Annotated in this window: 12 protein-coding genes; 11 read left to right on the plus strand and 1 reads right to left on the minus strand. The window is 71.9% G+C overall.

Annotated elements, in window-relative coordinates; translation table 11 throughout:
• The first annotated feature begins 105 nt into the window (after positions 1 to 105).
• The 5 genes from HNR19_RS01100 to hemB all read left to right on the plus strand — a co-directional run bounded on the left by HNR19_RS01100 (position 106) and on the right by hemB (position 6,053).
• Positions 106 to 825 (plus strand): redox-sensing transcriptional repressor Rex, encoded by a 720-nt coding sequence (locus tag HNR19_RS01100; protein ID WP_179666158.1) that lies wholly within the window; start codon positions 106 to 108, stop codon positions 823 to 825.
• Positions 822 to 2,123, plus strand: coding sequence for a glutamyl-tRNA reductase (locus tag HNR19_RS01105; RefSeq protein WP_179666159.1), 1,302 nt, complete (start codon positions 822 to 824; stop codon positions 2,121 to 2,123). The genes HNR19_RS01100 and HNR19_RS01105 overlap by 4 nt, the downstream gene beginning before the upstream one ends.
• Complete coding sequence (gene hemC / locus HNR19_RS01110; protein WP_179666160.1) at positions 2,120 to 3,160, plus strand: hydroxymethylbilane synthase; 1,041 nt, start codon at positions 2,120 to 2,122, stop codon at positions 3,158 to 3,160. Before HNR19_RS01105 ends, hemC begins: the two co-directional genes overlap by 4 nt.
• Complete coding sequence (locus HNR19_RS01115; protein WP_179666161.1) at positions 3,157 to 4,815, plus strand: bifunctional uroporphyrinogen-III C-methyltransferase/uroporphyrinogen-III synthase; 1,659 nt, start codon at positions 3,157 to 3,159, stop codon at positions 4,813 to 4,815. Before hemC ends, HNR19_RS01115 begins: the two co-directional genes overlap by 4 nt.
• A 254-nt stretch (positions 4,816 to 5,069) precedes the next feature.
• The gene (gene hemB, locus HNR19_RS01120) at positions 5,070 to 6,053 is read left to right on the plus strand and encodes a porphobilinogen synthase (protein WP_179666162.1); all 984 of its coding nucleotides are present in this window, start codon (positions 5,070 to 5,072) and stop codon (positions 6,051 to 6,053) included.
• Positions 6,054 to 6,167: 114 nt separating this feature from the next.
• On the opposite strand, the gene HNR19_RS01125 is transcribed toward hemB, so the two are convergent.
• On the minus strand, positions 6,168 to 7,373 hold the full coding sequence (locus tag HNR19_RS01125) for a lytic transglycosylase domain-containing protein (protein ID WP_179666163.1): 1,206 nt from the start codon (positions 7,371 to 7,373) through the stop codon (positions 6,168 to 6,170).
• Positions 7,374 to 7,630: 257 nt separating this feature from the next.
• Here HNR19_RS01125 and hemL point away from each other — a divergent pair, with 257 nt between their 5' ends.
• The 6 genes from hemL to ccsB are packed head-to-tail and all read left to right on the plus strand — an operon-like array spanning position 7,631 to position 13,705.
• Positions 7,631 to 8,959 (plus strand): glutamate-1-semialdehyde 2,1-aminomutase, encoded by a 1,329-nt coding sequence (gene hemL / locus HNR19_RS01130; RefSeq protein WP_343046993.1) that lies wholly within the window; start codon positions 7,631 to 7,633, stop codon positions 8,957 to 8,959.
• Positions 8,959 to 9,651: a histidine phosphatase family protein gene (locus HNR19_RS01135; RefSeq protein ID WP_179666164.1), complete on the plus strand. Its 693-nt coding sequence runs from the start codon at positions 8,959 to 8,961 to the stop codon at positions 9,649 to 9,651. Before hemL ends, HNR19_RS01135 begins: the two co-directional genes overlap by 1 nt.
• 20 nt (positions 9,652 to 9,671) lie before the next feature.
• On the plus strand, positions 9,672 to 10,232 hold the full coding sequence (locus tag HNR19_RS01140; protein WP_343046994.1) for a TlpA disulfide reductase family protein: 561 nt from the start codon (positions 9,672 to 9,674) through the stop codon (positions 10,230 to 10,232).
• Positions 10,225 to 10,989 carry a cytochrome c biogenesis CcdA family protein gene (locus HNR19_RS01145; RefSeq protein WP_179666165.1) on the plus strand — a complete coding sequence of 255 codons (765 nt, stop codon included), beginning with the start codon at positions 10,225 to 10,227 and terminating at the stop codon, positions 10,987 to 10,989. The genes HNR19_RS01140 and HNR19_RS01145 overlap by 8 nt, the downstream gene beginning before the upstream one ends.
• Entirely contained in the window at positions 10,986 to 12,653 is a 1,668-nt protein-coding gene (gene resB, locus HNR19_RS01150; protein ID WP_343046995.1) for a cytochrome c biogenesis protein ResB, read from the plus strand. Before HNR19_RS01145 ends, resB begins: the two co-directional genes overlap by 4 nt.
• Positions 12,650 to 13,705, plus strand: coding sequence for a c-type cytochrome biogenesis protein CcsB (gene ccsB / locus HNR19_RS01155; protein WP_179666166.1), 1,056 nt, complete (start codon positions 12,650 to 12,652; stop codon positions 13,703 to 13,705). The genes resB and ccsB overlap by 4 nt, the downstream gene beginning before the upstream one ends.
• Position 13,706 lies beyond the last annotated feature (1 nt).

The following is a 13,706-nucleotide window of genomic DNA, read 5'->3' on the forward strand; positions in this document are numbered from 1 at the left end:
TCCTCGTGCCTCGGAACGGCCCGGCCTCGGATTTTGTTCTCGCGTTCACAAACTCCTACAGTGAGTGAGCCGCGCCCGCCGTGAGTGTGGCTAGGAAGCAGAGCTGTGAGCGCACGGAATTCGAGCGAGACCGCCCGGGTCATCCCCGAGGCCACGGTCGCCCGCCTGCCCGTGTACCTGCGTGCCCTCACCGCGCTCTCCGAGTCGGGGATCCGCACCTGCTCCAGCGAGGAGCTCGCGACCGCCGCCGGGGTCAACAGCGCCAAGCTCCGCAAGGACCTGTCCTACCTCGGCAGCTACGGCACCCGCGGCGTGGGCTACGACGTCGAGTACCTCCGCTACCAGATCGCGCGCGAGATCGGCGTGACGCAGGACTGGCCGGTCGTCATCGTCGGCATCGGAAACCTGGGCCACGCGCTCGCCAACTACTCCGGCTTCCGCAGCCGCGGCTTCCGGGTCGTGGCGCTGCTCGACGCCGACCCCGAGCGCCACGACGAGCTGGTGGCCGGCGTCGCCGTACAGCCGTTCGACGACCTGGAGTCGATCGTCGAGGAGCACGGTGTCGCGATCGGCGTCATCGCCACGCCCGCGCTCGCCGCGCAGAACGTCGCCGACCGGATGGTCGCCGCCGGCATCTCCAGCATCCTCAACTTTGCGCCCGCGGTGCTCACGGTGCCCGAGGGCGTCGACGTGCGGAAGGTCGACCTGTCGATCGAGCTGCAGATCCTGGCCTACCACGAGCAGCGCAAGGCCCACGGCGCCCAGGGCTCGTTGCCCGACGGCGTGGCCGACGGCGTTCCCGAAGTGACGGAGGCGGCCCTGTGAGCGTCCTCGTGGTCGGCATCTCCCACAACTCCGCCCCGGTCTCCCTGCTCGAGCGGGTCGCGCTCGACGACGACGGCGTGCAGAAGCTCATCGCCGACGCCGCCGCGTCCGAGCACGTCTCCGAGGCGACCGTGATCTCGACCTGCAACCGGCTCGAGATCTACACCGAGGTCGACCGCTTCCACGGCAGCGTGGAGGCGATCTCGCGGCTGCTCGTCGAGCGCGCAGGCGCGCAGACCGAGGCGATGCTGCCGCACCTCTACGTGCACTACGACGACGGCGCCATCTCGCACCTGTTCCAGGTCGCGGCCGGCATGGACTCGATGGCGGTCGGCGAGGGCCAGATCCTCGGCCAGACCCGGGAGGCGCTGCGCCGCGGCCAGGAGCTCGGCACGGTCGGCTCCGCCCTCAACGTGCTCTTCCAGCAGGCCCTGCGCGTCGGCAAGCGGACCCGCGCCGAGACGGGGATCGACCAGGTCGCGCCGACGCTCGTCACCGCGGCCCTGACGCAGAGCGGCACCCGCGACCTGGCCGGCAAGTGCGTGGTCGTCGTCGGCGCCGGCGCGATGGCCGGCCTCGCCACCGCGACGGTCAGCAAGCTCGGCGCCGCCGACATCGCGGTGGTCAACCGCTCGACCGAGCGTGCCGAGCGACTGGCCGCGCAGTACGGCGGCCGCGCCGTCGCGCTCGAGCAGCTCGCCGCCGAAATCGGCGGAGCCGACGTCCTCATCAGCTGCACCGGCTCCGCCGGCACCCTCATCGGCCGCGAGCTGGTGGCGTCGGCGCGCGAGACCGATCGCCCGCTCACCGTCATCGACCTGGCACTGCCCCACGACGTCGACCCCACGGTCGCCGAGCTGCCGGGCGTCACCCTCGTCGGCCTCGCCGAGCTGGCCGAGGCGCTGCACGACAGCGAGACCGGCGCCGAGGTGCTGGAGGTGCGCCGGATCCTCGGGGAGGAGGTCACCGCCTTCCTCGCCGCCCGCCGGCAGGCCAACGTGACCCCGACGGTCGTCGCCCTGCGGTCGATGGCGACCGCCGTCGTCGACGCCGAGATGACCCGCCTCGAGACCCGCCTGCCCGACCTCGACGGCCCCGAGCTGGCCGAGATCCGGCAGACCGTGCGCCGCGTCGCCGACAAGCTCCTGCACGAGCCCACCGTCCGGGTGAAGGAGCTCGCCAACGAGCAGGGCGCCGTCTCCTACGCCGCAGCGCTCGCGGAGCTGTTCGCGCTCGACCCCGAGGCCGTCGACGCCGTCACCCGGCCGATCGGCGTGCCCGAGGACGGTGGGTCATGACGACCGCCACCCGCACCATCCGGATCGCGACGAGGCGGAGCCTGCTCGCGACCACCCAGTCCGAGCACGTTGCGGCGCTGCTGCGCGACCGGCTGGGCGTCGCGACCGAGCTGGTCGAGATCACCACCGAGGGCGACCGGTCCCAGCAGGCCGGCACCTCGCTCGTGGGCTCCAGCACCGGGGTCTTCGTCAACGCCCTCCGCGACGCCCTGCTCGCCGGTGACGTGGACGTCGCCGTCCACTCGCTCAAGGACCTGCCCACCCTCCCGGCCGAGGGCATCGCGCTGGCCGCCGTACCTCCGCGCGAGGACCCGCGCGACGTCGTCGTGGCCCGCGACGGCCTCACCCTCGGCGAGCTCCCGGCCGGCAGCACGGTCGGCACCGGCTCGCCGCGTCGTGCGGCGCAGCTGCACGCGCTCGGGCTCGGCGTCGACGTGGTCGGGGTGCGCGGCAACGTCGACACCCGTCTCGGCAAGGTGACCTCCGGCGAGCTCGACGCGGTCGTGCTCGCGCGCGCCGGTCTCGCCCGCATCGACCGTCTCGACGTGGTCACCGAGGTCCTCGACCCGCTCCAGATGCTGCCCGCGCCCGGCCAGGGCGCGCTCGCGGTCGAGTGCCGCGCCGACGACGCGCTCGTCGAGGCGCTCGCGGCCGTCGACGACGTACCGACCCGCGCGGCCGTGGCCGCCGAGCGCTCCGCGCTCGCGACCCTGGAGGGCGGCTGCTCCGCGCCGATCGGCGCCCTCGCCGACATCGCCGAGGGGGAGGAGGGACCGGAGCTGTGGCTCCGCGTCGTGGTCCTCTCCACCGACGGCTCCCTGTCCGTCCGACGCTCCGCGTCGGCGCCGCTCGCCACCGACGACCCGCAGCGCTGGGAGGACGCTGCGGTCGCCCTCGGCGCCTCGCTCGCCGAGGAGATGCTCGCCGAGGGTGCCGGACGCCTCGACGAGACCGACCCGCACGACCCGGCCACGCCCCCGAACCCTTCCCCTGACCCCGCCCACGAAGCAGGATCTGCAGAGGTGCACAACGCATGACGCGCAAGACAGCCCAGGCTGCCCCCAACACCGCTCCCTCGACCACCGCCGGGGGTGTGGCGTTCGTCGGCACCGGCCCCGGCGACCCCGACCTGCTCACCGTGCGGGCCCTGCGCCTCATCGAGGAGGCCTCGGTGATCATCACCGAGGCGCCCGAGCACGCCGACCTGATCCGGGTGGTGCGCGGCACCACCGGTGACGAGGCGAGCGCCGAGGCCGGCTTCGAGGTCGTCGACGGCGGCTTCGGCGAGGACGGCCAGCCGCTCACCCACGCCGCCCGCGCGAAGGTGGTGGTCCGCTACGCGAAGAAGCACGCCCGCGTCGTGCGGCTGCTCGCCGGCGACCCGTTCCTCTACGCCTCCGGGCCCGAGGAGGCGCAGGCCGTCGCCAAGGCCGGCATCTCCTTCGAGGTCGTCCCCGGCGTCTCCTCGGTCGGCGCGGTCCCGGCGTACGCCGGCATCCCGCTCACCACCAAGGACCACCGCGAGGTCGCCGTCGTGACCTGCGGCGAGAAGGTCGACTGGAGCCGCTACTGCGACACCCCGACCCTGGTCCTGCTCTCCGCGGTCGGCCAGATCGGCGAGATCGCCCAGCAGCTGATCGAGACCGGCCGCTCGCCGCAGACGCCGGTCGCGATGACCCAGGTCGGCACGACCACCGAGCAGCGCACGGTCACCTCCACCCTGGAGAACATCGCCGCCGACGCGCGCGCCCAGCGCGTGTCGCCGCCGGCCGTGACCGTGATCGGCAAGGTCGTCGACCTGCGCGAGACGCTGTCGTGGTTCGAGACCAAGCCGCTCTTCGGCTGGCGGGTCCTGGTGCCCCGCACCAAGGAGCAGTCGGCCTCGCTCTCCAACCGGCTGCGCCACTTCGGCGGCGTGCCGGAGGAGGTCCCGACCATCTCGGTCGAGCCGCCGCGCAACCCGCAGCAGATGGACAAGGCCGTGCGCGGCCTCGTCGAGGGCCGCTACGAGTGGATCGCGTTCACGTCGGTCAACGCGGTCCGCGCCGTACGCGAGAAGTTCGAGGAGTACGGCCTCGACGCCCGCGCGTTCTCCGGCCTCAAGATCGCCGCCGTCGGCGACAAGACCGCCGCGTCGCTGCTCGAGTGGGGCCTGCGGCCCGACCTGGTGCCGCCCGCCGAGTCGCAGTCCGCCGCCGGCCTGCTCGAGGTCTGGCCCGAGTACGACGACGTCCTCGACCCCATCAACCGGGTCTTCCTGCCCCGTGCCGACATCGCGACCGAGAACCTGGTCGCGGGCCTGATCGACCTCGGCTGGGAGTGCGACGACGTCACCGCCTACCGCACCGTCCGGGCCGCGCCGCCGCCGGCGCCGACCCGCGACGCGATCAAGACGGGCAAGTTCGACGCGGTCGTCTTCACCTCCTCCTCGACCGTGCGCAACCTCGTCGGCATCGCCGGCAAGCCGCACCCGTCGACGGTCATCGCGGTGATCGGCCCCGCCACGGCCAAGACCGCCGAGGAGCACGGCCTGCGGGTCGACGTCATGGCCGACAAGCCCGACGTCGAGGTCCTCGCCGACGCCCTCGCCGGCTTCGGCGCCGCCCGCCGCGCCGCCCTGTTGGAGGCCGGCGAGCCGGTCACCAAGCCGTCGGACCGCAAGCCGTCGGGGCGCCGCCGCAAGGCCGAGTGAGCCGAATCGGCCGTCGTGGTCGGTCGAATCAGCCGCGATGGTTCGCCGAATCGACCCTGATGGTCATGCCGTGGCTTGGGGTACGCCGACCGCAGGACGCGCGCCATCAGCGATGACCACACGGCGAACCACGAGGCCCGCTTCGACGAACCATGACGGGTGATTCGAAGGACCATGAGGGGCAACTCGGCGAACCATGGAGGGCGATTCGGCCAACCATGGAGGGTGATTCGGCGGTGGGGGAGAATCGGCGCATGAGCGAGTTCGAGCGGCCCGTGATCCGACCGCGGAGGCTGCGCCGTACGCCGGCGATCCGGGCGATGGTGTCCGAGACGGCGCTGCGGCCCGAGCAGCTGGTGCTTCCCGCGTTCGTGAGGGAGGGCATCGACGCGCCACTGCCGATCGGGTCGATGCCGGGCGTCGTGCAGCACACCCGCGACACGCTGCGCAAGGCGGTCGTCGAGGCCGCCGAGGCCGGGGTCAAGGGCGTGATGCTCTTCGGCATCCCGGAGACCAAGGACTCGATCGGCTCCGCGGGCACCGACCCCGAGGGCATCCTCAACGTCGCGATCGCCGACGTGAAGGCCGAGGTCGGCGACGCGGTCGTCGTCATGAGCGACCTGTGCCTCGACGAGTTCACCGACCACGGCCACTGCGGGGTACTCCGCGAGGACGGCGAGGTCGACAACGACGCGACGCTGGAGCGGTACGCCGCCATGGCCGTCGTGCAGGCCGCGGCGGGTGTCGACATGGTCGGCCCCAGCGGCATGATGGACGGCCAGGTCGCGGTGATCCGCGACGCGCTGGACGCGACCGGGCACACCGACACCGGGATCCTGGCGTACGGCGCGAAGTACGCCTCGGCCTTCTTCGGGCCGTTCCGCGAGGCCGTCGACTCCAGCCTCCAGGGCGACCGTCGTACCTACCAGCAGGACTACGCCAACGCGGTCGAGGGCGTGCGTGAGTCGCTGCTCGAGGTCGAGCAGGGCGCCGACATCGTGATGGTGAAGCCGGCGCTCGCCTATCTCGACGTGATCCGGCAGGTCCGCGACGCGGTCGACGTGCCCGTCGCCGCCTACAACGTCTCGGGGGAGTACGCCATGGTCGAGGCCGCCGCCGCGAACGGCTGGATCGACCGCGAGCCCGCGATCCTCGAGACCCTCACCGCGATCCGTCGCGCCGGCGCCGACGTGATCCTCACCTACTGGGCCGTCGAGGCGGCCCGCTTGCTGCGCTGAGCGCCGCCACCTCGGTCCTCCGCCCGACCCCGAAAAAGGTCTCGACCCCGGAACCTAGGGGGGTGGGTCCGGGGTCGAGCGTGTCGAGCGGAGAGCTCGCTCAGCTGGTGGGCATCACTGGTAGGACGCGATGCACTTCTGTCGCATCTCGGCGTTCAGCGGGTAGGCCAGTGTGCACGAGACGTTGACCAGGGTGGCGTCGAGCGGGCCGAGCAGGCCGTCGACGAGGTTCTCGATCGGCTCGTCGAGGTCGGTGCCGGTGTCGGGCGCGTTGTTGTTGTCCGGGTCGAGCAGGCCGCCGCCGCCACCGCCGTTGTCGCCGTCGGGGTCCTCGCCGTCGGGGTTCTCCCCGTCGGGGTTCTCGCCGTCGGGGTTCTCGCCATCGGAGTCGCCGTCCGGGTCGATGCCGTCGCCGCCGCCGTTGTCGCCCTCGCCCTCGAACTCCTCGTTGTTGTCGTCGGAGGACCCGCCCCCGCCGCCGCCGTAGTAGTCGCCGTAGTCGGGGAGGTCGGGGTAGATGTAGTCCCCGGCCATCGTGTTGTCGGGGATCGTCTGGAAGTCGCCCTCGAGGTAGGCCTCCATGATGGAGAGCACGAGGTCGACGTAGGTCTGGCTGTGGTTGTAGCGGTAGACCGCGGAGCGCTGGCCGGTCAGGGTCGACAGGTCGTCGTCACCCGAGCAGAGGTAGACGGCGCTGGCGAGGGCCGCGTCGTCGATGTCCTGCGGGTTGCGCTCGGAGTCGTTGTCGGCGTCGACGCCCACGACCTGCCAGGTCGAGGGGATGAACTGCATCGGGCCGACCGCGCGGTCCCAACGGGTGTCCTCGTCGAGCTGGCCGGCGTCGGTGTCGGAGATCGCCGTGGTGCCCTTGGTGCCGTTGAGCGGGTTGCCGTAGAGGCCCGGGCGCGCGACGCCGTCGTCGTCGAGGACGTTGCCGCCGGAGCGACCGTGGTTGGACTCCACGCGGCCGATCGCGGCGATCAGCTGCCAGGTCACGTTGCACGACTTGTCGGCGGCGTTGATCACCGTCTCGGCGCGCTGGTAGGCGGCGAGCGCGGAGGAGGGGATGTCGTTGGTGGACGCCGCGTTGACGATCTCGCCACCCCGGACCGAGCCGGGGTTGGGGTTCGTGACGCTCGCGGGCTCGTCCATCTCGTCGGTCGGCACGCTGATCGTGTCGTCGACCGGCTCCTCGGCCGCGGAGATGGGCGCCGTGACGCCGCCGATGCCGTAGACGCTGGCGGTCCAGGCGATGGAAAGCAGCGCCAGCGGCACGATGGTCGCTGCGCGCTGAACCTTCCCAAGACGCTTTGTCGACATGGTGTGTCTCTCTCCCCCTGGCCTGGCCGGGCCGAACTCTTTGCGCAGGCCATCCCTCGAGGCCCGCTCGTCGCCGGCCGCCACGCCTCCCGCGCGACCAGACTCGCCTACAACGAATGGTGGCACAGGGGAGTTACGGGTGTCACATGTCTGTGGGCCCGCTCACGGCGCGCCTCCAGCGCCGCGACCCGACGATGCCCTATCGACGACCCCGGCCCGGATGTGGGTTCCTCGGGCCCATCGGCGACAATGAGTCGGTGACGACCGCTCCGACCGCCCGCAGCACGACCGCCTCGGACGCCCTGTTCGACCGGGCGCGCGCGGTGACGCCGGGCGGGGTCAACTCGCCGGTCCGCGCGTTCAACGCGGTGGGCGGCACCCCGCGCTTCATCACCTCGGCGCACGGGGCCTGGCTGACCGACGTCGACGGCAACGAGTACGTCGACCTGGTGTGCTCGTGGGGGCCGATGCTCCTGGGTCACGCCCACCCGGAGGTGGTGGCGGCCGTCCAGGCGGCGGTGGCCCGCGGCACGTCGTACGGCACGCCCACCGAGGGCGAGGTCACGCTGGTCGAGGAGATCGTTGCCCGGACGCCGGTCGAGCGGCTCCGGCTGGTCTCGTCGGGCACCGAGGCGACGATGTCGGCGATCCGGCTCGCCCGCGGCTTCACCGGCCGCGACGTGGTCGTGAAGTTCGCCGGTTGCTACCACGGCCACGTCGACTCCTTGCTCGCGGCCGCGGGCTCCGGGCTGACCACGTTCTCGATCCCCGGCACGCCCGGCGTCCCCGCCTCGTCGACGGAGCTGACGCTGGTGCTGCCCTACAACGACCGCGAGGCGGTCGCGGCCGCGTTCGCCGAGCACGGCGACCGGATCGCCTGCCTGATCACGGAGGCGGCGCCGGGCAACATGGGCGTCGTCCCGCCGGCTCCTGGGTTCAACCAGTTCCTGGCGGAGACCTGCCGCGCCCACGGTGCGCTCTTCATCAGCGACGAGGTGATGACCGGCTTCCGGGTGTCGCGCAGCGGCCAGTGGGGCACCGACGGCGCGGTCGAGGGCTGGACGCCCGACCTCATGACGTTCGGCAAGGTGATGGGCGGCGGCCTCCCGGCGGCAGCGTTCGGCGGCCGCGCCGACGTGATGCACCACCTCGCGCCCGAGGGTCCCGTCTACCAGGCCGGCACCCTCTCCGGGAACCCGATCGCCACCGCGGCCGGCCTGGCCACGCTGCGGCTCGCGACCGACGAGGTCTACGCCCACCTCGGGGCCGTCGCCGACACCCTGCGGCCCGCGGTCGCCGACGCGTTCGCCGCGGCCGGCGTACCCCACGTCATCCAGTCCACCGGCTCGATGTTCTCCGTGTTCCTCACCGACCGGCCGGTCACCGACTACGCCGAGGCGCAGCGCACCGACTCGGCCGCCTACGGCGCGTTCTTCCACGCCATGCTCGACCGCGGCGTGCACCTGCCCCCGTCGGCCTACGAGGCGTGGTTCCTCTCCGCCGCCCACGACGACCGCGCGGTGCAGGCCGTGCTCGACGCCCTGCCCGACGCCGCGCGCGCGGCAGCCGCCGCTGGAGGCAACTGATGGCCACACCCGACACCGTCGTCCACCTGGTCCGCCACGGCGAGGTCCACAACCCTGAAGGTGTGCTCTACGGCCGCCGCGACGGGTTCCACCTCTCCGACCTCGGCAAGCAGATGGCGCTCAAGGCCGCCGAGGCGCTCTCGCAGCGTGACGTCACGGTGCTGCGCTCCTCGCCGCTCGAGCGCGCGCAGGAGACCGCCGCGCCGCTCGCCGACAAGCTCGGCCTCACCGTCGACCTCGAGGAGCGGGTGCTCGAGTCGACCAACGTCTTCGAGGGCCACCAGTTCGGCAAGGGCCGCAACGCGCTGCGCAACCCGCTGCTGTGGCGCCACCTCTACAACCCGTTCAAGCCGTCGTGGGGCGAGCCCTACAAGGAGATCGTGGCGCGGATGATGGCCGCCGTCCACGACGTACGCCGCGCCGCGGCGGGCCACGAGGGCGTGCTCGTGAGCCACCAGCTCCCGATCTGGACCACGCGGCTTCACGTCGAGGGCCGGTCGTTCCTCCACGACCCGCGCAAGCGGCAGTGCACGCTGTGCTCGGTGACCTCGCTCCACTTCGTGGGTGACCGGGTCGCGCAGGTGTCCTACTCCGAGCCCGCGATCGACCTGGTGCCGAAGGGCGACCGGGGCGCGCCGTTCTCGGCGGGCGACGCCCCCGAAGAGGTCAAGCCCGAGGGGAAGCGAAACTGAGCTCCTCCGCTCGTCTCCGCGTGCTGGTCGGCGCCCTGCTGCTCGGGGCCCTGACCGGCTGCTCCGACGTCTCGGGCACCGGCGACCTCGACTACGTGCCGGGCGACGGCCGGGTGATCGAGGTGGACGCGGCCGACCGCGAGGACCCGGTGGAGATCAGCGGCGAGACGGTGCAGGGCGACCACCTCGACCTCGCCGACCTGCGCGGGCAGGTCGTCGTCGTCAACATGTGGTGGTCCAACTGCGGGCCGTGCATCAAGGAGATGCCGATGCTCGTCGAGGCCGAGAGCGAGCTGCCGCAGAAGGACACCGAGTTCGTCGGCATCAACATCCGGGACCTGTCGACCGCGACCGCGGAGGCGTTCGAGCGCAGCCGCGGCGTCGACTACCCGTCGATCTACGACCCCGGCAGCGAGACCCTCGCGCGCTTCGGGTCCTACGAGCCCTACTCCCCGCCGGCGACGCTGGTGCTCGACCGCGAGGGCCGGGTCGCCGCGCTGATCAACGGCCCGGTGCCGTCGAAGACGACCCTCACCGCGCTCGTCGAGGAACTGGTCGCCGAAGAGAGCGCTGATGGGTGAGTGGTTCGAGACCCAGGCGGCCGCCGGCTCGCTCGCGCTCGCGATCCCGGTCGCCGTCGTCGCCGGTCTGGTGTCCTTCTTCTCCCCCTGCGTGATCCCGCTGCTGCCGGGCTACCTCTCCTATGCCACCGGGCTCTCGGGCGCGGACCTCGCCTCGGGTGTGGCCGCTCGAAAGCGCGGCCGGATGCTGGCCGGGTCGCTGCTGTTCGTGCTCGGCTTCGCGGTCGTCTTCGTGTTCGCCGGTACGGCGTTCGGCGGGCTCGCCGGCGAGCTACAGCAGTGGCAGGACACCCTGACGATCGTCCTCGGGGCGGGCCTGGTCGTGCTCGGGCTCGTCTTCGCCGGCGTCGTGCCGTGGCTGCAGCGCGAGTGGCGGGTGCACAAGGTGCCGGCCGTGGGGGTCGCGGCCGCGCCGCTGCTCGGCGCGCTGTTCGCGATCGGCTGGACTCCCTGCATCGGCCCGACGTTCGGCGTCATCATCAACCTGACCTACGCCGACGGCGGCACGGCGGCGCGGGGTGGCCTGCTCGCCCTCTGCTACGCCATCGGCCTCGGGCTGCCGTTCGTGGTCGCGGCGGTCGCCTACGAGCGCACCCTCGGCGCGCTGAAGTGGGTGCGCAAGCACCAGGTGTGGGTGATGCGGATCGGCGGCGCGATGCTCGTGATCGTCGGCGTCCTTATGCTCACCGGCTCCTGGGACCACCTGGTGCAGTGGGTGCAGCGGCACCTCGTCTCCACCTTCGAGGTGTCGGTGTGAGCAAGTCCGACGAGCCGGAGGTTTCGAGGCTCGGCGCTAGGGCGCCTCGCACCTCAACCACCGGTCGGAAGCCGGGGGAGCTGACCGCCCGCGAGCTGCTGCGCTGGACCTGGCGCCAGGTCACCTCGATGCGCACTGCGCTGGTGCTGCTCCTCCTGCTCGCGCTCGCTGCGGTGCCCGGCTCGGTCATCCCGCAGAGCGGCGTCGACTCGCTCGCGGTCTCGCGGTGGAAGGACGAGCACCCCGACCTCACGCCGATCTACGAGAAGCTCGACCTGTTCTCGGTCTACGACTCGGTGTGGTTCTCCGCGATCTATTTGCTGCTCGTGGTGTCGCTGGTGGGCTGCATCATCCCGCGCACCCTCGTCTACCTGAAGGCGTTCCGTGCCGAGCCGCCCGCGGCGCCGCGCAACCTGCAGCGGATGCCGGACGCGACGTCCTACGAGACCGACCTCGCGCCCGAGATCGTGCTGGAGCGGGCGAGGGAGGTGCTCGGACGCAGGCACCGGCTCCGCCGTACGGCCGCCGGCGACGACTTCGTGGGCGGCGAGCGCGGCCGGCTCCGCGAGGTCGGCAACCTGGTGTTCCACCTGTCCGTGCTGGTCGTGCTGGCCGGCTTCGCGATCGGCGGCCTGTTCGGCTACCAGGGCGGCGTGATCATCGTGCAGGCGAACGACGACTGCGCGAAGTGCGGCGTCTTCAGCAACACGCTCACGCAGTACGACGACTTCGACCCCGGCGGCCTGTTCACCCCCGACCAGCTCGACGAGTTCGGGTTCACCGTCGAGGACTTCGACGCCACCTGGCTGCGGGAAGGGCCCAACGCCGGCACCGCGCAGGGGTTCTCGGCCGACGTGAGCTATCACCAGGGCAAGGACGGCGAGGAGAAGCAGTACGACCTCCGGGTCAACCACCCGCTGTCGATCGGCGACACCGACGTCTTCCTCATCGGCCACGGCTACGCACCGGTGATCACGGTGCGCGACGGGGAGGGCAACGTCGCCTACAGCGGGCCGACGGTCTTCCTGCCGCAGGACGCCAGCTTCGTGTCGTACGGCGTGATCAAGGCCCCGGCGGCGCAGCCCGAGCAGATCGGCCTCGACGGCCTGCTCTACCCGACGTTCGAGATGGTCGACGGCAACCCGGTCTCGGTCTTCCCCGACGACCTCTTCCCCCTGGTCTCGATGCTCGTCTACAGCGGCGACCTCGGGCTGGACGACGGAGCGGCGCAGTCGGTCTACGTGCTCGACAAGGACAGCGCCACCCAGGTCACCGACGACGACGGCAAGCCGGTGCGGCTCGACCTCCGGCTGGGGGAGCGGAAGAAGATCCCGGGCCTGGGCAGCGTGGAGTTCGAGAGCGTCCAGCCGTGGGTACGGGTCCAGATCAGCCAGACCCCCGGCAAGGAGGTCGCTCTCGTCGGCGTCGTGCTGGCGCTGATCGGGCTGTGCGGGTCGCTGTTCATCCGGCCGCGCCGGGTGTGGGTGCGGGCGCGCACCGTGCCGTCGGGGCCCGCGGGCGAGGGCAGTGCGGACGAGGGTGCCACCATGGGGCGGACGCTCGTCGAGGTGGCGGTCCTGGACCGCTCGGGCAACGACGAGGTCGGCGAGGTCGTCGCGGACATCGTGAGGCGTTTGCAGGAGGAACAGGTGAGCCAGGCATGAGCAACGAGGCGTGGGAGACGCTGAGCAACCAGGCGATCGGCGCTGCGGGGATCGTGTACTTCCTCGCGCTGCTGGTCCACCTGGCGGAGTGGGCCTCGCTGCGGAAGCCGAAGGCGGTGGCCCTCCCGGAGGAGGCGCTGGTCGGCGCCGACACGTCGGAGGTTTCGAGGCTCGGCGCTGGGGCGCCTCGCACCTCAACCACCGACGGCGAGGGCGGTCGCCGTACCGACTCCGAGCGTGCCGAGTTCCTCGGCCGGGTGGGCCTGCTGCTGACGGTGATCGCCGCGGGTGCCCACCTGATCGCCCTCGTGGGCCGCGGGATGGCCGCGTCGCCCAACCGGGTGCCCTGGGGCAACATGTACGAGTTCACGATCTCGGGCACGTTCGTCGTGTCCCTGATGTACCTCGTGCTCTACAAGCGGTTCCGGCTCCACTGGATGGCGCCCCTCGTCGTCGGCTTCGTCCTGACCACGCTGATGGTCGCGGTGATCTGGCTCTACAAGCCGGTCGCGCCGCTGATGGACTCGCTCCAGTCCTACTGGCTCGTCATCCACGTCGTCTCCGCCATCATCGCCACCGGCGCGTTCACGATCGGCGGCATCGCCTCGGTCGTCTACCTGGTGAAGAAGCGCGCCGAGAGCCGCCTCGGCGAGGGCGAGGAGCTGGCCGGCTGGCTCGGCCGGGTGCCGACGCTCGACGCGCTCGACAAGCTCGCCTACCGGGTGCACGCGTTCGCGTTCCCGGTGTGGACGTTCGCGGTGCTGATCACCGGCCCGATCTGGGCCCACGAGGCCTGGTCGCGCTACTGGAACTGGGACCCGAAGGAGGTGTGGGCGTTCATCACCTGGGTGGTCTACGCCGGCTACCTCCACGCGCGAGCGACCGCCGGGTGGAAGGGCCGCAACGCCGCGATCCTCGCCCTGGTGGGCCTGGCGACCCTGTGGTTCAACTTCATCGGCGTGAACTTCTTCGCCGGCAACTCCAGCCAGCACTCCTACGCCGTCGAGCGCCCCGTCGTCGACCATCGGTGGTCGAGTAGTCCGAGCCGCTAGG

The organism is Nocardioides thalensis, assembly GCF_013410655.1.
Lineage (GTDB): Bacteria > Actinomycetota > Actinomycetes > Propionibacteriales > Nocardioidaceae > Nocardioides > Nocardioides thalensis.